Annotated in this window: 28 protein-coding genes; all 28 read left to right on the forward strand. The window is 64.3% G+C overall.

The genetic code is table 11. From position 1 onward, the window contains the following. Nucleotides 1-412 precede the first annotated feature (412 nt). Complete coding sequence (gene rpsL / locus HMPREF1138_RS07970) at nt 413-787, forward strand: 30S ribosomal protein S12 (protein ID WP_003790639.1); 375 nt, start codon at nt 413-415, stop codon at nt 785-787. Next, nucleotides 787-1,257, forward strand: a complete 471-nt coding sequence (gene rpsG / locus HMPREF1138_RS07975) for a 30S ribosomal protein S7 (RefSeq protein ID WP_003790637.1) — start codon at nt 787-789, stop codon at nt 1,255-1,257. Before rpsL ends, rpsG begins: the two co-directional genes overlap by 1 nt. Nucleotides 1,258-1,337: 80 nt before the next feature. After that, nucleotides 1,338-3,461, forward strand: a complete 2,124-nt coding sequence (gene fusA / locus HMPREF1138_RS07980) for an elongation factor G (protein ID WP_009058545.1) — start codon at nt 1,338-1,340, stop codon at nt 3,459-3,461. 149 nt (nt 3,462-3,610) lie between these two features. Beyond that, nucleotides 3,611-4,798: an elongation factor Tu gene (tuf, locus tag HMPREF1138_RS07985; protein WP_009058557.1), complete on the forward strand. Its 1,188-nt coding sequence runs from the start codon at nt 3,611-3,613 to the stop codon at nt 4,796-4,798. Between the two features lie 600 nt (nt 4,799-5,398). Beyond that, entirely contained in the window at nt 5,399-5,707 is a 309-nt protein-coding gene (rpsJ, locus tag HMPREF1138_RS07990) for a 30S ribosomal protein S10 (RefSeq protein ID WP_003790631.1), read from the forward strand. A gap of 11 nt (nt 5,708-5,718) precedes the next feature. Beyond that, nucleotides 5,719-6,384 (forward strand): 50S ribosomal protein L3, encoded by a 666-nt coding sequence (rplC, locus tag HMPREF1138_RS07995; protein WP_009058547.1) that lies wholly within the window; start codon nt 5,719-5,721, stop codon nt 6,382-6,384. Nucleotides 6,385-6,386: 2 nt separating this feature from the next. Beyond that, a complete protein-coding gene (gene rplD, locus HMPREF1138_RS08000) occupies nt 6,387-7,031 on the forward strand; it encodes a 50S ribosomal protein L4 (RefSeq protein WP_034480451.1) in 645 nt (214 codons plus the stop codon). Continuing rightward, the gene (gene rplW, locus HMPREF1138_RS08005) at nt 7,028-7,333 is read left to right on the forward strand and encodes a 50S ribosomal protein L23 (protein ID WP_009058549.1); all 306 of its coding nucleotides are present in this window, start codon (nt 7,028-7,030) and stop codon (nt 7,331-7,333) included. The genes rplD and rplW overlap by 4 nt, the downstream gene beginning before the upstream one ends. Nucleotides 7,334-7,355: 22 nt before the next feature. After that, nucleotides 7,356-8,192, forward strand: a complete 837-nt coding sequence (gene rplB / locus HMPREF1138_RS08010) for a 50S ribosomal protein L2 (protein WP_009058541.1) — start codon at nt 7,356-7,358, stop codon at nt 8,190-8,192. Between the two features lie 16 nt (nt 8,193-8,208). Beyond that, the gene (rpsS, locus tag HMPREF1138_RS08015; RefSeq protein WP_003790621.1) at nt 8,209-8,490 is read left to right on the forward strand and encodes a 30S ribosomal protein S19; all 282 of its coding nucleotides are present in this window, start codon (nt 8,209-8,211) and stop codon (nt 8,488-8,490) included. Nucleotides 8,491-8,519: 29 nt separating this feature from the next. Beyond that, a complete protein-coding gene (gene rplV, locus HMPREF1138_RS08020) occupies nt 8,520-8,891 on the forward strand; it encodes a 50S ribosomal protein L22 (protein ID WP_003790620.1) in 372 nt (123 codons plus the stop codon). A 1-nt stretch (nt 8,892) separates the two neighbouring features. Then, the gene (gene rpsC / locus HMPREF1138_RS08025; protein ID WP_009058540.1) at nt 8,893-9,702 is read left to right on the forward strand and encodes a 30S ribosomal protein S3; all 810 of its coding nucleotides are present in this window, start codon (nt 8,893-8,895) and stop codon (nt 9,700-9,702) included. A gap of 5 nt (nt 9,703-9,707) precedes the next feature. Continuing rightward, the gene (rplP, locus tag HMPREF1138_RS08030) at nt 9,708-10,127 is read left to right on the forward strand and encodes a 50S ribosomal protein L16 (protein WP_009058543.1); all 420 of its coding nucleotides are present in this window, start codon (nt 9,708-9,710) and stop codon (nt 10,125-10,127) included. Continuing rightward, nucleotides 10,127-10,360, forward strand: coding sequence for a 50S ribosomal protein L29 (rpmC, locus tag HMPREF1138_RS08035; RefSeq protein WP_003790613.1), 234 nt, complete (start codon nt 10,127-10,129; stop codon nt 10,358-10,360). The genes rplP and rpmC overlap by 1 nt, the downstream gene beginning before the upstream one ends. Nucleotides 10,361-10,365: 5 nt before the next feature. After that, the gene (gene rpsQ / locus HMPREF1138_RS08040) at nt 10,366-10,632 is read left to right on the forward strand and encodes a 30S ribosomal protein S17 (protein ID WP_003790611.1); all 267 of its coding nucleotides are present in this window, start codon (nt 10,366-10,368) and stop codon (nt 10,630-10,632) included. Between the two features lie 88 nt (nt 10,633-10,720). Next, entirely contained in the window at nt 10,721-11,089 is a 369-nt protein-coding gene (gene rplN, locus HMPREF1138_RS08045; protein ID WP_003790609.1) for a 50S ribosomal protein L14, read from the forward strand. 3 nt (nt 11,090-11,092) lie between these two features. Further along, nucleotides 11,093-11,524 carry a 50S ribosomal protein L24 gene (gene rplX, locus HMPREF1138_RS08050; RefSeq protein WP_009058554.1) on the forward strand — a complete coding sequence of 144 codons (432 nt, stop codon included), beginning with the start codon at nt 11,093-11,095 and terminating at the stop codon, nt 11,522-11,524. 2 nt (nt 11,525-11,526) lie between these two features. Beyond that, on the forward strand, nt 11,527-12,072 hold the full coding sequence (gene rplE, locus HMPREF1138_RS08055; RefSeq protein ID WP_009058550.1) for a 50S ribosomal protein L5: 546 nt from the start codon (nt 11,527-11,529) through the stop codon (nt 12,070-12,072). Nucleotides 12,073-12,075: 3 nt separating this feature from the next. Continuing rightward, the gene (locus HMPREF1138_RS08060) at nt 12,076-12,261 is read left to right on the forward strand and encodes a type Z 30S ribosomal protein S14 (RefSeq protein ID WP_003790603.1); all 186 of its coding nucleotides are present in this window, start codon (nt 12,076-12,078) and stop codon (nt 12,259-12,261) included. 62 nt (nt 12,262-12,323) lie between these two features. Further along, on the forward strand, nt 12,324-12,722 hold the full coding sequence (gene rpsH, locus HMPREF1138_RS08065; protein WP_009054660.1) for a 30S ribosomal protein S8: 399 nt from the start codon (nt 12,324-12,326) through the stop codon (nt 12,720-12,722). Nucleotides 12,723-12,737: 15 nt separating this feature from the next. Further along, nucleotides 12,738-13,280 carry a 50S ribosomal protein L6 gene (gene rplF, locus HMPREF1138_RS08070; protein ID WP_009058561.1) on the forward strand — a complete coding sequence of 181 codons (543 nt, stop codon included), beginning with the start codon at nt 12,738-12,740 and terminating at the stop codon, nt 13,278-13,280. Then, nucleotides 13,280-13,651, forward strand: a complete 372-nt coding sequence (gene rplR, locus HMPREF1138_RS08075; RefSeq protein WP_009649074.1) for a 50S ribosomal protein L18 — start codon at nt 13,280-13,282, stop codon at nt 13,649-13,651. Before rplF ends, rplR begins: the two co-directional genes overlap by 1 nt. Nucleotides 13,652-13,679: 28 nt before the next feature. Beyond that, nucleotides 13,680-14,369, forward strand: coding sequence for a 30S ribosomal protein S5 (gene rpsE, locus HMPREF1138_RS08080; protein ID WP_009054680.1), 690 nt, complete (start codon nt 13,680-13,682; stop codon nt 14,367-14,369). Then, complete coding sequence (gene rpmD, locus HMPREF1138_RS08085) at nt 14,369-14,554, forward strand: 50S ribosomal protein L30 (protein ID WP_016460322.1); 186 nt, start codon at nt 14,369-14,371, stop codon at nt 14,552-14,554. The genes rpsE and rpmD overlap by 1 nt, the downstream gene beginning before the upstream one ends. 2 nt (nt 14,555-14,556) lie before the next feature. Further along, nucleotides 14,557-15,021, forward strand: a complete 465-nt coding sequence (gene rplO / locus HMPREF1138_RS08090; protein ID WP_009058534.1) for a 50S ribosomal protein L15 — start codon at nt 14,557-14,559, stop codon at nt 15,019-15,021. Nucleotides 15,022-15,277: 256 nt separating this feature from the next. Continuing rightward, nucleotides 15,278-16,570 (forward strand): preprotein translocase subunit SecY, encoded by a 1,293-nt coding sequence (gene secY / locus HMPREF1138_RS08095; RefSeq protein WP_009058560.1) that lies wholly within the window; start codon nt 15,278-15,280, stop codon nt 16,568-16,570. Then, nucleotides 16,567-17,142, forward strand: a complete 576-nt coding sequence (locus HMPREF1138_RS08100; protein WP_009058555.1) for an adenylate kinase — start codon at nt 16,567-16,569, stop codon at nt 17,140-17,142. The genes secY and HMPREF1138_RS08100 overlap by 4 nt, the downstream gene beginning before the upstream one ends. Nucleotides 17,143-17,145: 3 nt before the next feature. Further along, nucleotides 17,146-18,054 (forward strand): type I methionyl aminopeptidase, encoded by a 909-nt coding sequence (locus HMPREF1138_RS08105; protein ID WP_009058556.1) that lies wholly within the window; start codon nt 17,146-17,148, stop codon nt 18,052-18,054. Nucleotides 18,055-18,077: the final 23 nt, after the last annotated feature.

Genomic DNA, 18,077 nt, shown 5'->3' on the forward strand with positions numbered 1-18,077 from the left:
GCGCATGTGAACACGGTGTGCGCCGACCTGTGCGCATCGGACGCCTGGCCCTGCGGGGCGACACACTGCGGGGCGACACACTGCGGGGCGACACGCTGCGAGCGGTGCCCGGCCCCGGCCTCGTCGATGAGGGGGGAACCACACGTCAGCCCCTTTGACGAACGGCGACGTTTCCCACTATCCTTGAGGGTGGTTCCCGCCTCTGTGGAACCTCTGTGCCCGGGAAACCGGGAGCGGGCTCCGTCCGTCGGAGCTCCGGGCGTCATTCTCTGACCCTCGCGGTTATCATGGCGCGCCGGCCCCCAGCGGACACGTGTGCCCACATGGGGGTTGCGCAGTCGCGGAAGACTGACAATCAGGGCCACCCCTCGACGTGAGGGGAGGCCGCCGACGGAAAGAAACTGGAGACCCAGTGCCTACCATTCAGCAGCTCGTCCGCAAGGGACGTGTCTCGAAGCGCGCGAAGGTGAAGACCCCCGCGCTGAAGGGCTCCCCCCAGCGTCGCGGCGTGTGCACCCGCGTGTACACCACCACGCCGAAGAAGCCGAACTCGGCTCTGCGAAAGGTCGCTCGTGTGCGCCTTTCGTCCGGCATCGAAGTCACCGCGTACATCCCCGGTGAGGGCCACAACCTGCAGGAGCACTCGATCGTGCTCGTGCGCGGTGGTCGTGTGAAGGACCTGCCCGGCGTGCGTTACCGCATCGTCCGCGGCTCGCTCGACACCCAGGGTGTCCGCGGCCGTCAGCAGGCTCGTTCCCGTTACGGCGCGAAGAAGGAGAAGAAGTAATGCCTCGTAAGGGCCCCGCTCCCCGTCGCCCCCTCGTCGATGACCCGGTCTACGGCTCCAAGGTCGTGACCCAGCTGGTCAACCGCGTCCTCCTCGACGGCAAGAAGACCGTCGCCGAGCGCATCGTCTACGGCGCACTTGAAACCGTTCGCGAGCGCACCGAGCAGGAGCCCGTCTCCGTGCTCAAGCGCGCTCTCGAGAACATTCGCCCGGCCCTCGAGGTCCGCTCCCGCCGCGTCGGCGGCGCGACCTACCAGGTCCCCGTCGAGGTTCGCCCCGCGCGCGCCACGACGCTGGCCCTGCGCTGGCTGGTCGACTTCTCGCGTCAGCGCCGCGAGAAGACCATGACCGAGCGTCTCGCCAACGAGATCCTCGACGCCTCCAACGGCCTCGGTGCCGCTGTGAAGCGCCGTGAGGACATGCACAAGATGGCTGAGTCCAACCGCGCCTTCGCGCACTACCGCTGGTGATTTAAAGACGAGGCCTGGGCAACCGGGCCTCGTCTCACGCAGCAAGAACACCCATTACTTCGAACGAAGGAACCACACTCGTGGCACTAGAGGTGCTGACGGATCTCAACAAGGTCCGCAACATTGGCATCATGGCTCACATCGATGCCGGCAAGACGACCGTGACGGAACGCATCCTGTTCTACACGGGCATCAACTACAAGATCGGCGAGACGCACGATGGCGCCTCGACGACCGACTGGATGGAACAGGAAAAGGAACGCGGCATCACGATTACGTCCGCCGCCGTCACCTCTTTCTGGAACGGTAACCAGATCAACATCATCGACACCCCCGGTCACGTTGACTTCACCGTTGAGGTTGAGCGCTCGCTGCGCGTCCTCGACGGCGCCGTCGCCGTGTTCGACGGCAAGGAGGGCGTTGAGCCCCAGTCCGAGACCGTGTGGCGTCAGGCTGACAAGTACGACGTCCCGCGTATCTGCTTCATCAACAAGATGGACAAGATGGGCGCCGACTTCTACTTCTCGGTTGGTACCATTCGCGACCGCCTGCACGCGACCCCGATCGTCATGCAGCTCCCGATGGGCGCCGAGAACGACTTCGTCGGCAACATCGACCTGCTGACCATGGAGGCCCTGACCTACCCGGCCAAGGACGACAAGGGCAACGACACGCTCGGCTCCATCGTCGAGCGCGGCCCCATCCCGGAGGAGTACCAGGAGCAGGCCGAGGAGTACCGCGAGGCACTCGTTGAGGCCGCCGCCGAGGGCTCCGACGAGCTGACCGAGGCGTACCTGGAGAACGGCGAGCTCACGCTCGAGCAGATCAAGGAAGGCATCCGCCTCCTGACCATCTCCTCGCGCGCGTTCCCCGTCTACTGCGGTACCGCTCTGCGCAACATGGGCGTGCAGCCCGTCCTCGACGCTGTCGTGGACTTCCTGCCCTCCCCGCTCGACATCGGCGACGTTCGCGGCTTCCTCCCCGGCTCTGAGACCGAGGAAGAGACCGAGGTCCGCAAGCCCGACGAGAACGAGCCGTTCTCCGCTCTGGCGTTCAAGATCGCCGCTCACCCCTTCTACGGCAAGCTCACCTTCATCCGCGTCTACTCCGGTAAGGTCGAGTCCGGCGCCCAGGTCCTTAACTCGACCAAGGGCAAGAAGGAGCGCATCGGTAAGATCTTCCAGATGCACTCGAACAAGGAGAACCCCGTTGAGGTGGCGCACGCTGGCCACATCTACGCGGTGATCGGCCTCAAGGACACCACGACCGGTGACACGCTGGCCGCGATGGACAAGCCGATCGTTCTCGAGTCGATGACGTTCCCCGCCCCCGTTATCCAGGTCGCCGTCGAGCCCAAGTCGAAGGCCGACCAGGAGAAGATGGGCGTCGCCATCCAGAAGCTGGCGGAAGAGGACCCGACGTTCACCGTCGAGCTCGACGCCGAGACCGGCCAGACCATCATCGGTGGTATGGGTGAGCTCCACCTCGACATCATCGTCGACCGTATGCGTCGCGAGTTCAAGGTCGAGGCCAACGTGGGTAACCCGATGGTCGCCTACCGCGAGACCATCCGCAAGAAGGTCGAGAAGTACGAGTACACGCACAAGAAGCAGACCGGTGGTTCCGGCCAGTTCGCGCGTGTCATCATCGCCCTGGAGCCCCTCCCGGCCGACTCCGAGGAAGAGTACATGTTCGAGGACAAGGTTACCGGTGGCCGCGTTCCTCGCGAGTACATCCCGTCGGTCGACGCGGGCATCAAGGACGCCATGCAGTCCGGCGTTCTCGCCGGATACCCGATGGTCGACATCAAGGCCACGCTGCTGGACGGCGCCTACCACGAGGTTGACTCCTCCGAAATGGCGTTCAAGGTTGCTGGCTCGATGGCGCTGAAGGAAGCTGCTAAGAAGGCGAACCCCGTCCTCCTCGAGCCCATCATGGCCGTCGAGGTCCGTACTCCCGAGGAGTACATGGGCGACGTCATCGGCGACCTCAACTCCCGTCGTGGCCAGATCTCCTCGATGGATGAGCAGCACGGCGTCCGCGTCGTGAAGGCTCAGGTGCCGCTGTCCGAGATGTTCGGATACGTGGGCGACCTGCGCTCCAAGACGCAGGGCCGCGCTGTCTACTCCATGGAGTTCGACAGCTACGCCGAGGTTCCGCGCGCGGTCGCGGATGAGATCGTCGGCAAGTCTCGGGGCAACTGAGTCCCACCGGGGGCTCGTGGGGGCAGGGTGACCTGCCCCTGCGAGCCGCCTCACACACAAGTAAACCCAGTAGGTCTCAAGCCCCAGTGGTGTTAAGCTGACACCTAGCCGTAGGCTGAGAATATCTACCCGAGTCCAGGAGGACACAAGTGGCGAAGGCCAAGTTTGAGCGCACCAAGCCGCACGTCAACATCGGCACGATTGGTCACGTTGACCACGGCAAGACGACGCTGACGGCAGCTATCACCAAGGTGCTGCACGACAAGTACCCCGATCTGAACGAGTACACCCCCTTCGATCAGGTCGACAACGCTCCCGAGGAGCGCGATCGTGGCATCACGATCAACGTCTCCCACGTCGAGTACCAGACCGAGGCGCGTCACTACGCGCACGTTGACGCCCCCGGCCACGCTGACTACGTCAAGAACATGATCACCGGCGCTGCCCAGATGGACGGCGCGATCCTCGTGGTCGCCGCCACCGACGGCCCCATGGCCCAGACCCGCGAGCACGTTCTGCTCGCCCGTCAGGTCGGCGTCCCCACCATCCTCATCGCCCTCAACAAGTCCGACATGGTCGACGACGAGGAAATGATGGAACTGGTCGAGGAAGAGTGCCGCGACCTGCTCGAGTCCCAGGACTTCGACCGCGACGCCCCGATCATCCAGGTGTCCGCTCTCAAGGCCCTCGAGGGAGACCCGGAGTGGGTTGCCAAGGTCGAGGAGCTCATGGATGCGGTGGATACCTACATCCCCACCCCCGAGCGCGACATGGACAAGCCCTTCCTCATGCCGATCGAGGACGTCTTCACGATCACCGGTCGTGGCACCGTCGTCACCGGTCGTGTTGAGCGTGGCAAGCTGCCCATCAACTCCGAGGTCGAGATCCTCGGTATCCGTGAGCCCCAGAAGACCACGGTTACCGGCATCGAGATGTTCCACAAGTCCATGGACGAGGCCTGGGCTGGCGAGAACTGTGGTCTGCTCCTCCGTGGCACCAAGCGCGACGAGGTCGAGCGCGGCCAGGTTGTGGCCGTCCCCGGCTCCATCACGCCCCACACCGAGTTCGAGGGCCAGGTCTACATCCTCAAGAAGGAAGAGGGCGGCCGCCACAACCCCTTCTTCTCGAACTACCGTCCGCAGTTCTACTTCCGTACCACGGACGTGACCGGCGTCATCACCCTCCCCGAGGGCACCGACATGGTCATGCCTGGCGACACCACCGAGATCTCCGTGCAGCTGATCCAGCCCATCGCCATGGAGCCCGGCCTCGGCTTCGCTATCCGTGAGGGTGGCCGCACCGTTGGTTCCGGTCGTGTCACCAAGATCATCAAGTGAATCACCCGCTGAGTTCTACTCAGATATGATTCGCTGCTGATCCAGCGGCATTGAGGGCCCCGCCTCTTATGAGAGGCGGGGCCCTTCGCTGTTCTCGGTGGTTCGGATTACCCGATGCGCGGCATCGTTGGTGTGAACAGCGCGTGCCACCGGTCTGTGAGCTCTGTGACCACCGTGAGGGGAGTGGTTCCTGTTGATCCACGAAACACCGCGTACTCGCGCGGCTGTGCCACGGCCTCGTCCCTTCGTTGTGACCAATGCCCGGTTGCGACACGCCCGAGTGCGGGGTACGGTAGTTTCTTGGTGACGGTCGGGCTGCTATCTGTAGCCCCGGTCTGAACTGCCGCCACTCTGTCGGTGGTTTCACATGCGAGAATGCACCCTTGGGTTTGTACTCGCGGGTGGAACTCTGACAGAATGGTACGGATGCCCCAGCGTCTCTGGGGTGGTCCATGCGTGCCATCGCGCATGGATCGGGCAATATGCCCAAGATCTTTGGACAAGACGTCGGTCCATCGCGAGCAATCGCGAGCACAACGGCTGCGACACGCCCGAGTGCGGGGACCGGCGGCGAATCTGTACGAGAAGAGGTAAGACGGCATGGCGGGACAGAAGATCCGCATCCGGCTCAAGTCGTATGACCACGAGGTCATCGACAGCTCCGCGCGCAAGATCGTGGACACCGTACAGCGTGCTGGCGCCACGGTCGTGGGCCCGGTGCCGCTGCCGACCGAGAAGAACGTGTTTGTCGTTATTCGGTCGCCCCACAAGTACAAGGACAGCCGCGAGCACTTTGAAATGCGCACGCACAAGCGGCTCATCGACATCATCGACCCGACCCCCAAGGCCGTCGACTCGCTCATGCGCCTCGACCTGCCTGCGGACGTCAACATCGAGATCAAGCTCTGAGGACATCTGCAATGACTAACAAGAAGCAGCACGCTGCCGCGCCCATCAAGGCGCTGCTCGGCCGCAAGATCGGCATGACCCAGGTGTGGGACGCCGACGGCCACCTCGTGCCCCTGACTGTCGTGCAGGTCGGCACCAACGTCGTCACCCAGGTTCGCACCGAAGAGGTCGACGGCTACTCCGCTATCCAGCTTGGCTTCGGCGAGATCGACTCCCGTAAGGTCACCAAGCCCCTGCAGGGCCACTTCGAGAAGGCCGGGGTTGCCCCCCGTCGCCACCTCGCCGAGGTCCGCACCTCCGAGCACGACTCCTACGAGCTCGGCCAGGAACTCGACGCCGCCACCTTCGAGGCAGGCCAGTCCGTCGACGTTTCCGGCACCACCAAGGGCAAGGGCTTCGCCGGCGTCATGAAGCGTCACGGCTTCGCCGGCGTTTCCGCCTCCCACGGTGCGCACCGCAACCACCGCAAGCCCGGTTCCATCGGCGCCTGCGCAACCCCCGGTCGCATCTTCAAGGGCCTGCGCATGGCCGGCCGCATGGGTGGCAACCGTCGTACTGTTCAGAACCTGACGATCCAGGCCGTGGACACCGAGAAGGGCCTGCTGCTCATCAGCGGCGCCATCCCGGGCCCCAAGAACGGCGTGGTCCTGGTTCGCTCCTCCGTGAAGGGTGCGTGATCATGGCTGACGATCGTAACGTCGACGTCATCGACCTCGAGGGCAAGAAGGCGGGCTCCGTCGTCCTCCCCGGGTCCATCTTTGACGTTCCCACCAACATTCCGCTGATGCACCAGGTTGTCGTCGCTCAGCTTGCGGCCGCCCGTCAGGGCACGCACGCGACGAAGACCCGCGGTGAGGTCGCTGGCGGCGGCAAGAAGCCGTTCCGCCAGAAGGGCACCGGTAACGCCCGCCAGGGCTCCATCCGTGCGCCTCACTTCACCGGTGGCGGCATCGTCCACGGCCCTCAGCCGCGTGACTACGACCAGCGCACCCCCAAGAAGATGAAGCAGGGCGCCCTGCGCTCCGCTCTGTCCGACCGTGCGCGCGCCGACCGCATCCACGTTGTCACCGCCCTGTTCGAAGGCGACAAGCCTTCGACCAAGGCCGCTCTCGCCGCTCTGCGCGCGATCGTCGAGGACCGTCAGGCTCTCGTCGTCCTCGAGCGTGGCAACGAACTGACCGCGCTGTCCCTGCGCAACGTTCCCGAGGTTCACGTCCTGTGGGCCGACCAGCTGAACACGTACGACGTCCTGGACGCCGACGACATCGTCTTCACGCAGGCCGCCCTTGAGTCCTTCCTCGGTACCAAGGAGGAGACCAAGTGAGCACGATCGAAGCGGGTAAGAACCCCCGCGACATCATCCTGAAGCCGGTCACCACCGAGAAGTCGCTCGCCCTGATGGACCTGGGCAAGTACACCTTCGAGGTTGACCCCCGCGCGAACAAGACCGAGATCAAGATTGCCCTGGAGCGTATCTTCAGCGTCAAGATCGGTTCCATCGCGACCCAGAACCGCAAGGGCAAGACCTACCGCACCCGCAACGGGATCGGTAAGCGCAAGGACGTCAAGCGTGCCATCGTCACCGTGCGTGAGGGCACCATCGACATCTTCGGCGATCAGGCCTGAGGACCGAAGGGACATTTGAACAATGGGAATTCGCAAGTACAAGCCCACGACTCCGGGCCGTCGCTTCTCGTCCGTCTCTGACTTCGTCGAGATCACGCGCGACACCCCCGAGAAGTCGCTGCTGCGCCCGCTGCACAAGACCGGTGGTCGTAACAACAACGGCCGCGTGACCTCCCGCCACCGCGGCGGCGGCCACAAGCGCCAGTACCGCGTGATCGACTTCCGTCGTCACGACAAGGACGGCGTCCCGGCGACGGTCGCTCACATCGAGTACGACCCCAACCGCACCGCCCGCATCGCCCTCCTGCACTACGCGGACGGCGAGAAGCGCTACATCCTCGCTCCGACCGGCCTCAAGCAGGGCGATCACATCGAGGCTGGCGTTGGCGCTGACATCAAGCCCGGCAACTCGCTGCAGCTGCGCAACATCCCCCTGGGTACTGTTGTGCACGCCGTCGAGCTTTACCCCGGCGGCGGCGCTAAGATTGCCCGCTCCGCCGGCACCTCCGTGCAGCTTGTCGCTAAGGAAGGCCGCTTCGCCCAGCTGCGTATGCCCTCCGGCGAGATCCGCAACGTCGAGGCCACCTGCCGCGCCACCATCGGCGAGGTCGGCAACGCCGAGCAGTCGAACATCAACTGGGGCAAGGCCGGCCGTATGCGCTGGAAGGGCAAGCGCCCGCACGTCCGTGGTGTCGTCATGAACCCGGTCGATCACCCGCACGGCGGTGGTGAAGGCCGCACGTCCGGTGGTCGTCACCCCGTGTCGCCTTGGGGCAAGCCCGAGGGCCGTACGCGTCGTCCGAAGAAGGCGTCCGATCGTCTGATCGTCCGCCGTCGCAAGACCGGCAAGAACCGCTGAGTAGGAGTCGATTGAAATGCCGCGTAGTTTGAAGAAGGGCCCGTTCGTCGACGACCACCTGCTCAAGAAGGTCGACGCCGCGAACGAATCCGGCTCGAAGAACGTCATCAAGACCTGGTCGCGTCGCTCGGTCATCACCCCGGACTTCCTGGGCCTGACCATCGCCGTCCACGACGGCCGTAAGCATGTGCCCGTTTTCGTCACCGAGTCGATGGTGGGCCACAAGCTCGGAGAGTTCGCTCCCACGCGCACTTTCCGCAGCCACGACAAGGACGATCGTAAGGGACGTCGGCGCTGAGCCGGCCCCACGGAAGAAGAGGCAGATACATGGAAGCCAAGGCGCAGGCGCGTTTCATCCGCGTCACGCCCCAGAAGTCCCGCCGTGTTGTGAACGAGGTTCGCGGCAAGCGTGTTCTGGAGGCCGCCGACATTCTGCGGTTCGCCCCGCAGGCCGTCGCCACCGATGTCCGCAAGGTGCTGCTGAGCGCAGTCGCCAACTCGAAGGTCAAGGCTGAGAACGCCGGCGAGACCTTCAACGAGGCCGATCTGCTTGTGCTCGAGGCATACGTGGACGAGGGCCCGACCATGAAGCGCATCCGTCCCCGTGCTCAGGGACGCGCCGGTCGTATCCTCAAGCGCACCTCCCACATCACCATCGTGGTGGGGACCAAGGAAGACAAGAAGAAGGGAGACCGCTGATATGGGTCAGAAGGTCAACCCCCGCGGGTTCCGTCTGGGAATCACCACTGACCACCGGTCTCGCTGGTTCTCCGACTCCACCACCAAGGGACAGCGCTACGCGGACTACGTGGCGGAAGACGTCGCGATCCGCAAGTTCCTGACCGACAATCTCGAGCGCGCCGGCATCGCCGAGGTGAGCATCGAGCGCACGCGTGACCGCGTTCGCGTCGATCTGCACACCGCTCGCCCGGGCATCGTCATCGGTCGCCGTGGCGCCGAGGCCGACCGCCTGCGCGTCCAGCTCGAGAAGCTGACGGGCAAGCAGGTTCAGCTCAACATCCTCGAGGTGAAGAACCCCGATCTCGAAGCGCAGCTCGTTGCGCAGGGCATCGCCGAGCAGCTCGCTGCCCGCGTGTCCTTCCGTCGTGCGATGCGTAAGGGCATCCAGTCCGCGCAGCGCGCCGGCGCCAAGGGCATTCGTGTCCAGGTGTCCGGCCGTCTGGGTGGCGCCGAAATGTCCCGCTCCGAGTTCTACCGCGAGGGCCGCGTGCCGCTGCACACCCTCCGCGCGAACATCGACTACGGATTCCACGAGGCCCGTACGACCTTCGGTCGCATCGGTGTCAAGGTGTGGATCTACAAGGGCGACATCACCGAGCGCGAGTTCGCTCGCCAGCAGGCCGAGCAGGCCCAGCGTGGCGGCCGCCGCGATGGCCGCCGTGGCCCCCGCCGCGGTGGACGCCCCAACCAGGAGACCGCTTCGCAGCAGGCTCCCCGTGAGGCAACCGCCTCCGAGGCCGCTGCGCCCACGACCGGATCGGAGGCCTGAGCCCAATGCTCATTCCCCGTCGGACTAAGTACCGCAAGCAGCACCGTCCTCACCGCACTGGCTTTGCCTCCGGTGGCACCGAACTGGCGTTCGGCGACTACGGCATCCAGGCGCTCGAGAGTGCGTACATCACCAACCGTCAGATTGAGGCGGCTCGTATCGCCGTGACTCGTCACATCAAGCGTGGCGGTAAGGTCTGGATCAACATCTTCCCGGACCGCCCGCTGACCAAGAAGCCCGCCGAAACCCGAATGGGTTCCGGTAAGGGTGCTCCGGAGTGGTGGGTTGCCCCCGTCAAGCCCGGACGTGTCATGTTCGAGCTGGCAGGCGTCCCGGAGGAGCTCGCTCGCGAGGCCCTCAGCCGTGCCCAGCACAAGCTTCCTATCAAGACCCGCTTCGTGGTCCGAGAGGGTGGTGACATCTGATGGCAGATAAGGGTCTGACCACCGAGCAGCTCGACGCCATGGACAACTCCCAGCTGTCCAAGGAGCTCGAGAAGGCTAAGGCAGAGCTGTTCAACCTGCGTTTCGCGCAGGCCGTTGGCAACCTCGAGGATCACGGTCGCATGAAGACCGTGCGCCGCGACATTGCCCGGATCTACACCATCGCGCGTGAGCGGGAGCTTGGCTACCGCACCGCCCCGAGCACTGAGGAGTGAGCCTGATGGCAGAAACCACCGCTCGTAACGAGCGTAAGGTCCGTCGCGGCTACGTCGTCAGCGACAAGATGGACAAGACCGTTGTCGTCCAGATCGAGGACCGCGTCAAGCACGCCCTCTACGGCAAGGTCATGCGCAAGAACAAGAAGGTCAAGGTTCACGACGAGCACAACGAGTGCGGCGTCGGCGATCTCGTCCTCATCATGGAGACCCGCCCGCTGTCGGCCACCAAGCGCTGGCGCGTTGTGGAGATCCTCGAAAAGGCGAAGTGACCTTCGCTCACAGACCGAAATCCGTTCGGCAAGGCTCGACCGGAACAATCCGGAAGAGAACCGGCACGACGACAGGAGTCAATAGAAAATGATCCAGCAGGAGTCGCGACTGAAGGTCGCCGACAACACAGGGGCCAAGGAGATCCTGACCATCCGTGTTCTCGGTGGCTCGGGTCGGCGCTACGCGGGTATCGGCGACACGATCGTCGCCACCGTGAAGGACGCCATCCCCGGCGGCAACGTCAAGAAGGGCGAAGTCGTCAAGGCAGTGATCGTTCGCACGCGTAAGGAAACCCGCCGCCCCGACGGTTCCTACATTCGTTTCGACGAGAATGCGGCCGTCATCATCAACAACAATGGCGAGCCGCGTGGCACGCGTATCTTCGGCCCCGTGGGCCGCGAGCTGCGCGACAAGAAGTTCATGCGTATCGTCTCCCTCGCTCCGGAGGTGATCTGATCCATGGCAGCCAAGATTCGTAAGAATGACCTCGTCGAGGTCGTTCGCGGACGCACGTCCGACGAGAAGGCGCTGGCCAAGCGCAACGCCCGCCGCGCCGAGGAGGGCCTCGAGCCCTTGAAGCCCGGCGACAAGGGCAAGCAGGGCCGCGTCATCCAGGTGTTCCCGGCCGAGGGCAAGGTCCTCGTCGAGGGCATCAACCTGAAGACGCGCCACGTGCGCCAGGGCCAGCAGGGCAGCGCCGGCGGCATCGAGACCATCGAAGCCCCCATCGCCCTGTCCAAGGTCGCTCTGGTCGACCCCGAGACCAAGAAGCGCGTTCGCGTCGGTTTCCGCGAGGACACCGTTGAGCGTGGCGGCCGCACCCGCACCGTCCGAGTCCGCGTGGCCCGTGGCGGCGCGAAGCGCGGCGTTGAGCAGGGCAAGGAGATCTGAGCATGGCCCCGCGTCTGAAGGAAAAGTACGTCTCCGAGATCCGCGAGGCGCTCCGTGCTGAGTTCAAGCACGAGAACGTTATGCAGGTCGGCGGACTGACGAAGATTGTCGTCAACATGGGTGTCGGCGAGGCCGCTCGCGACTCGAAGGCACTCGAGGGAGCTATCCGCGACCTCACCGCGATCACCGGCCAGAAGCCCGTGACTACCCGCGCCAAGAAGTCCATCGCGCAGTTCAAGCTGCGTGAGGGCCAGGCGATCGGTGCTCACGTCACGCTTCGCGGCGACCGCATGTGGGAGTTCCTGGACCGCCTCCTCTCGACGGCGCTTCCCCGTATCCGTGACTTCCGCGGACTGTCCTCCAAGCAGTTCGATGGTCACGGTAACTACACCTTCGGTCTCACGGAACAGTCGATGTTCCACGAGATCGACCAGGACTCGATCGACCGAGTGCGCGGCATGGACATCACGGTTGTCACCTCGGCCACCACCGACGAAGAGGGTCGCGCCCTTCTGCGTCACCTCGGCTTCCCGTTCAAGGAGGACTGACCCATGGCCAAGACATCCCTGAAGGTCAAGGCTGCCCGCAAGCCGAAGTTCGGCGTGCGTGCCTACACCCGGTGCAACCGTTGCGGCCGTCCGCACTCGGTGTACCGCAAGTTCGGACTGTGCCGCGTGTGCCTGCGCGAGCTCGCCCACCGTGGCGAACTCCCCGGTGTCACCAAGAGCAGCTGGTAAAACGAACGTCGCAGGTCCCGGGTAACCGGAGAAACCGCGACGAGGAAGGGGAATAAACCCCCATGACAATGACAGACCCGATTGCAGATATGCTGACGCGTCTGCGCAACGCGAATCGTGCGCACCACGATGCGGTCTCCATGCCGTACTCGAAGCTCAAGAACGCGATTGCGAACATCCTGGTCGAGGAAGGCTACATTGCCTCGACCTCCGTCGAGGATGCCCGCGTGGGCAAGACCCTGACGATCAACCTGAAGTACGGCTCGCACCGTGAGGCTGCGATCCAGGGGCTCAAGCGCGTGTCCAAGCCCGGTCTGCGCGTGTACGCCAAGTCCACCAACCTGCCCAAGGTCCGCGGCGGCCTCGGCGTGGCGATCCTGTCCACGTCCTCCGGCCTGCTCACTGACCGCCAGGCAGCCGAGAAGGGTGTGGGTGGGGAAGTCCTCGCCTACATCTGGTGATGAGGAGGCTGAACAATGTCGCGAATTGGTAAGAACCCCATCGCTATCCCCGCCGGCGTCGACGTCGTGATCGACGGCCAGAACGTGACCGTGAAGGGCCCCAAGGGCACCCTCAGCCACGTTGTCGCCGAGCCGATCACCGCGAAGATCGACGAAGGCCAGGTTGTCGTCGAGCGTCCGAACGACGAGCGCACCTCGCGTTCGCTCCACGGACTGTCCCGCACCCTGATCGCCAACATGATCGTTGGCGTGACCGAGGGCTACAAGAAGGATCTCGAGATCACGGGTACCGGTTACCGCGTGGTCGCCAAGGGCAAGGACCTTGAGTTCTCCCTGGGCTTCTCCCACACGATCACCATCACCCCGCCCGAGGGCATCGAGTTCACGATCGCTCCGAAGTCCCAGACGCTGTTCACGGTGTCCGGAATCGACAAGCAGCTCGTCGGTGAGACCGCTGCTCGCATCCGCAAGCTGAAGAAGCCTGAGCCCTACAAGGGCAAGGGCATCCACTACGTGGGCGAGACCATCCGTCGCAAGGTCGGAAAGGCTGGTAAGTGATGGCTTACTCGATCAAGGGCAAGGGCAAGTTCGTCGCTCGCAAGCGCCGTCACCTCCGCCTCCGCAAGAAGATCAACGGCACGCCCGAGCGTCCCCGTCTGGTCGTCACCCGTTCGAACCGCCACATGGTGGCTCAGGTTATCGACGATACGGTTGGCCACACCCTGGTGTCTGCCTCCGACATCGAGGCCGACGTCGCTGGCGCCGAGGGCACGAAGACCGACAAGGCTCGCAAGGTCGGCGCGCTGATCGCCGAGCGTGCGAAGGCCGCCGGTATCTCCGCTGTCGTCTTCGACCGTGGTGGTAACAAGTACGCAGGTCGCGTTGCGGCCGTTGCCGAGGCCGCCCGTGAGGGCGGACTCGAGCTGTGAACGAGCCGAAAGAAAGAGAGATCATCTGATGGCTGCACAGCAGCGAGACAGGAACGGTTCGGGCGCGGGCGAGAACAACGATCGCCGTGAGCGCCGCTCCGGCCGCGGCAACGATCGCGATAACCGCCGGAACAACGAGAACAAGAACGAGTACATCGAGCGCGTCGTGACGATCAACCGCGTCTCCAAGGTCGTGAAGGGTGGACGTCGTTTCTCCTTCACCGCCCTGGTTGTCGTGGGTGACGGCGAAGGCACGGTGGGCGTCGGCTACGGAAAGGCCAAGGAAGTTCCCCAGGCCATTTCTAAGGGCGTCGAGGAGGCGAAGAAGAACTTCTTCCGCGTCCCGATGATCCGCCGCACGATTACGCACGTGGTGCAGGGCCGCGATACCGCCGGTATCGTCCTGCTCCGTCCGGCCGCCCCCGGTACCGGCGTTATCGCCGGTGGCCCGGTGCGCGCCGTCCTGGAGGCCGCGGGCGTCCACGACGTGCTCACCAAGTCGCTGGGCTCGTCCAACGCGATCAACATCGTCCACGCGACGGTTGACGCACTTAAGCAGCTCGAGCAGCCCGAGGCTGTCGCCGCTCGTCGCGGCCTGCCCCTCGAGCGCGTTGCTCCTGCGTCCATGCTGCGCGCTCGCGCAGAGGGCGAGGCTGAGAAGCGCGCGGCTGCCGAGGCCGCCGAGGCCGATAAGGCCGCTGCAGGGGAGGCTAAGTGATGGCGAAGAACATCAAGATCACGCAGGTCAAGTCCTCTGCTCACGCGAAGCAGAACATGAAGGACACGCTGCGCACCCTCGGGCTGCGCAAGATCGGCCAGAGTGTCGTGCGTGAGCAGACGGACGCCGTTTTGGGCGCCGTTCGCACCGTGCGTCACCTGGTGACCGCTGAGGAGGTCGACTGACAATGGCGGACTCCACGAAGAAGACGCAGATCGTTAAGCTGCACCACCTGCGTCCTGCCCCCGGAGCCAAGACCGCGAAGACCCGCGTGGGTCGCGGTGAGGGTTCGAAGGGTAAGACCGCTGGCCGTGGCACCAAGGGCACCAAGGCCCGTTACCAGGTTGCTGCCGGCTTCGAGGGTGGCCAGATGCCGATCCACATGCGTCTGCCGAAGCTTCGCGGCTTCAAGAACCCCTTCCGCGTTGAGTACCAGGTCGTGAACGTTGGCAAGCTCGGGGAACTCTTCCCCGAGGGCGGCAAGGTCACGGTTGAGGATCTCATCGCCAAGCACGCCGTTCGCGATTCCGCGCCCGTCAAGGTGCTCGGTACCGGCGAGCTGAGCGTGAAGCTCGAGGTTGAGGTCGACTCCTGGTCGTCCTCCGCCGAGGCAAAGATCACTGCCGCTGGCGGTTCCATCTCGGCCCGCTGAGGTGAGACGGGGGTGGTCCTTCATGGACCACCCCCGTTGTCTTTGCCGTCTTTCGCCTGATGAGCGTTGTCAAACAGCCTTGTTGAGGTGAAAGACTTGCGCCCCGTTCGTGGGCGCGCCGCGCGCCGCGCGACGTTAAATACGCGGTCGAGCGTTTCTATTAATGATTGGATCTCGCCATTTATTACCCGTGTCGGGTAAGCTAAGTCAGTCTAGGGGCTTTGGCCCCGCTGCCCATCACCCGTAGGAGGAAGCCTTGCTCGGTGCATTTGCCCAGGCGTTCCGTACCCCCGACTTGCGTCGGAAGCTGCTCTTTACCCTGTTCATCATGGCCGTGTTCCGGCTCGGGTCGTTCATTCCGACGCCCGGCGTCGACTCGCAGGCCGTGCAGCGCTGTATGGCGCAGGAGTCTCAGGCCTCGCTGCTTGACCTCGTGAACCTTTTCTCGGGTGGTGCGCTGCTTCAGCTGTCGATCTTCGCGCTGGGCATCATGCCCTATATCACGGCGTCGATTATCATTCAGCTGCTGAGGGTCGTCATTCCGCGATTTGACGACCTGCATAAGGAGGGCCAGACCGGGCAGGCCAAGCTTACCCAGTACACGCGCTACCTGACGATTTTCCTGGGTATCCTCCAGGCGACGACGACGATCTCGCTGGCCCGCAGCGGGCAGCTCTTCCAGGCCTGCTCCGAGGACGTTATCCGTGATCGCTCCGTCATGACCTTCATCATGATGATCATCGTCATGATGGCCGGCACCGGCGTCATCATGTGGCTTGGCGAGCTCATCACCGAGCGCGGCATCGGCAACGGCATGTCCCTGCTGATCTTCACCTCGATCGCCGCCCGTCTGCCCGAGCAGCTGCTTTCCATTGGTCAGGCCGGCAAGTGGGGCTCGGTCGCGGCCATCGTGGCGCTCCTTCTTCTCGTCGCCATCGCAGTCGTCTATGTCGAGCAGGCGCAGCGTCGCATCCCGGTGCAGTACGCCAAGCGTATGATCGGCCGTCGTCAGTATGGTGGCACCACCACTTACATCCCCCTCAAGATCAACATGTCCGGCGTTATCCCGGTCATCTTCGCGTCGTCGATCCTGGCCTTGCCTCCGATGATTGCCCAGTTTGGCAAGACCGAGGACGGCTGGGTCCAGTGGATTTCGGCGCACTTCACGCAGGGCTCCTCGTTCTACCTGACGATCTACGCCCTGATGACACTGTTCTTCACGTTCTTCTACACGGCGATCACGTTCAACCCTGACGAGGTCGCGGACAACATGAAGAAGTACGGAGGCTTCATCCCCGGGTACCGTGCGGGCCGTCCCACGGCTGAGTATCTGCGCTACGTGATCAACCGAATCACGTCGGCCGGCGCGCTGTACTTGGTGATCATCGCCCTCCTGCCGTCCCTGGCGATCATCCCGCTGAAGCTGTCGAGCTCGCAGATGCCCTTCGGCGGCACGACGCTCCTCATCATCATTGGCGTTGGTCTGCAGACGGTGAAGGAAATCAACACTCAGCTGCAGCAGCATCACTACGAAGGATTCCTGAAATGACAGTCGTCATCCTCCTCGGCCCTCCCGGAGCTGGCAAGGGCACTCAGGCCTCGCGCATCGCCGAGCGCCTGGACATTCCCGCCATCTCGACGGGTGACATCTTCCGCGCGAACATGGCGGAGGGCACGGAGATCGGCAAGCAGGCGCAGGCCTACATGGACCGCGGCGAGTTTGTTCCTGACTCGGTCACGAACGCCATGGTGAAGGCGCGCCTGGCGGCTCCGGATACGGCGAACGGCTTCCTCCTGGACGGCTACCCCCGTTCCGTCGAGCAGGCGCACGTCCTGCGTGACATGCTCTTGGACCTGGGCAAGTCCATCGACGTCGTCCTGGAGATCCAGGTCGACGAGGACGAGGTCGTGGAGCGCATGCTTAAGCGCGCGCAGGAGCAGCACCGCACGGATGATACCGAGCCCGTCATGCGTCACCGCCTCGAGGTCTACCACCAGCAGACGGAGCCCGTGGCGACCTACTACGTCGATCAGGACCTGCTCGAGGTCGTGGACGGCCGCGGCTCAATCGACGAGGTAACGGAGCGCATCTTCGCGATCCTGGACTCGGTGGCGAAGTAAGCGATGCCCCACATCGAGCTTAAGTCTGTCGAGCAGTTGCGCTGGATGCGCGAGGCTGGGCTGGTCGTCGCATCGATCCACGAGTCGCTGCGCGCCGCGGTTCGTCCCGGTATCACGACGCGTGAGCTGGACGAGGTGAGCGCCCAGGCCATTGCCGACGGCGGTGCCACGTCGAATTTCCTCGGCTATTACGGCTACCCGGCGACGGTGTGCATCTCTGTCAACGATGTCATTGTCCACGGTATCCCCGGCGACTACGAGCTGGCCCCTGGCGACATCGTGTCCTTCGACTGCGGCGCGTTCGTCGAACGTGGGAACAAGCAGTGGCACGGTGACGCGGCGTTTAGCGTGATCGTCGGCGAGTCCTTCATTGAGGACGCCGACTTTGCCGCCGGTACCCGCGCGTCGGGCGCGATTGCCGGCGTCGACGAGACGACGCTGCGCGAGCGCCGCGAGCTCGACGCGGTGACTCGCGAATCGTTGTGGGCTGCCCTCGCCGGCCTCGCGACCGGCAAGCGCATCAGCGCCGTCGGCAAGGCGGTTGAGACCGTCGTCGCGGAGAACGCTCTCATCAACGGCTGGGAGGCCGGCATCATCGAGGAGTTCGTCGGCCACGGCATCGGCACCAAGATGCACATGCCTCCGGACGTTCTGAACTACAACGTGCGCGGCATTCAGGCGCGCCTCAAGCCGGGCATGGTTCTGGCGGTCGAGCCGATGCTGACCCGCGGAGACATCGCGTCGAGCACGGATGACGACGAGTGGACGGTGCGCACGATTGACGGCCGCGACGCCGCTCACTGGGAGCATTCGATCGCGATCATGGCGGATGGCGTCAGCGTGCTGACTGCGCGCGACGGGGGAGTGGCGGGCCTGGCGCCCTACGGCGTGACGCCTGTGTCGCTCGACTGAGACCGATGCATTCGGGCCCGGTA

The organism is Actinomyces sp. ICM58 (assembly GCF_000283035.1).
Classification (GTDB): Bacteria; Actinomycetota; Actinomycetes; order Actinomycetales; family Actinomycetaceae; genus Pauljensenia.

Bases quoted from the DNA above. Each gene is read 5' to 3' on its own strand.
- HMPREF1138_RS08060 (WP_003790603.1), top strand. From the start codon at position 12,076: ATGGCCAAGACATCCCTGAAGGTCAAGGCTGCCCGCAAGCCGAAGTTC.
- rplP (WP_009058543.1), top strand. From the start codon at position 9,708: ATGCTCATTCCCCGTCGGACTAAGTACCGCAAGCAGCACCGTCCTCAC.
- rpsG (WP_003790637.1), top strand. From the start codon at position 787: ATGCCTCGTAAGGGCCCCGCTCCCCGTCGCCCCCTCGTCGATGACCCG.
- rplF (WP_009058561.1), top strand. From the start codon at position 12,738: ATGTCGCGAATTGGTAAGAACCCCATCGCTATCCCCGCCGGCGTCGAC.
- rplN (WP_003790609.1), top strand. From the start codon at position 10,721: ATGATCCAGCAGGAGTCGCGACTGAAGGTCGCCGACAACACAGGGGCC.
- rplC (WP_009058547.1), top strand. From the start codon at position 5,719: ATGACTAACAAGAAGCAGCACGCTGCCGCGCCCATCAAGGCGCTGCTC.
- rpsQ (WP_003790611.1), top strand. From the start codon at position 10,366: ATGGCAGAAACCACCGCTCGTAACGAGCGTAAGGTCCGTCGCGGCTAC.
- rplO (WP_009058534.1), top strand. From the start codon at position 14,557: ATGGCGGACTCCACGAAGAAGACGCAGATCGTTAAGCTGCACCACCTG.
- rplB (WP_009058541.1), top strand. From the start codon at position 7,356: ATGGGAATTCGCAAGTACAAGCCCACGACTCCGGGCCGTCGCTTCTCG.
- rpmC (WP_003790613.1), top strand. From the start codon at position 10,127: ATGGCAGATAAGGGTCTGACCACCGAGCAGCTCGACGCCATGGACAAC.
- rpmD (WP_016460322.1), top strand. From the start codon at position 14,369: ATGGCGAAGAACATCAAGATCACGCAGGTCAAGTCCTCTGCTCACGCG.
- rplE (WP_009058550.1), top strand. From the start codon at position 11,527: ATGGCCCCGCGTCTGAAGGAAAAGTACGTCTCCGAGATCCGCGAGGCG.
- rpsH (WP_009054660.1), top strand. From the start codon at position 12,324: ATGACAATGACAGACCCGATTGCAGATATGCTGACGCGTCTGCGCAAC.
- rpsC (WP_009058540.1), top strand. From the start codon at position 8,893: ATGGGTCAGAAGGTCAACCCCCGCGGGTTCCGTCTGGGAATCACCACT.
- rpsJ (WP_003790631.1), top strand. From the start codon at position 5,399: ATGGCGGGACAGAAGATCCGCATCCGGCTCAAGTCGTATGACCACGAG.
- rplD (WP_034480451.1), top strand. From the start codon at position 6,387: ATGGCTGACGATCGTAACGTCGACGTCATCGACCTCGAGGGCAAGAAG.
- rplV (WP_003790620.1), top strand. From the start codon at position 8,520: ATGGAAGCCAAGGCGCAGGCGCGTTTCATCCGCGTCACGCCCCAGAAG.
- rplX (WP_009058554.1), top strand. From the start codon at position 11,093: ATGGCAGCCAAGATTCGTAAGAATGACCTCGTCGAGGTCGTTCGCGGA.
- rpsE (WP_009054680.1), top strand. From the start codon at position 13,680: ATGGCTGCACAGCAGCGAGACAGGAACGGTTCGGGCGCGGGCGAGAAC.
- HMPREF1138_RS08100 (WP_009058555.1), top strand. From the start codon at position 16,567: ATGACAGTCGTCATCCTCCTCGGCCCTCCCGGAGCTGGCAAGGGCACT.
- HMPREF1138_RS08105 (WP_009058556.1), top strand. From the start codon at position 17,146: ATGCCCCACATCGAGCTTAAGTCTGTCGAGCAGTTGCGCTGGATGCGC.
- rplR (WP_009649074.1), top strand. From the start codon at position 13,280: ATGGCTTACTCGATCAAGGGCAAGGGCAAGTTCGTCGCTCGCAAGCGC.
- rpsS (WP_003790621.1), top strand. From the start codon at position 8,209: ATGCCGCGTAGTTTGAAGAAGGGCCCGTTCGTCGACGACCACCTGCTC.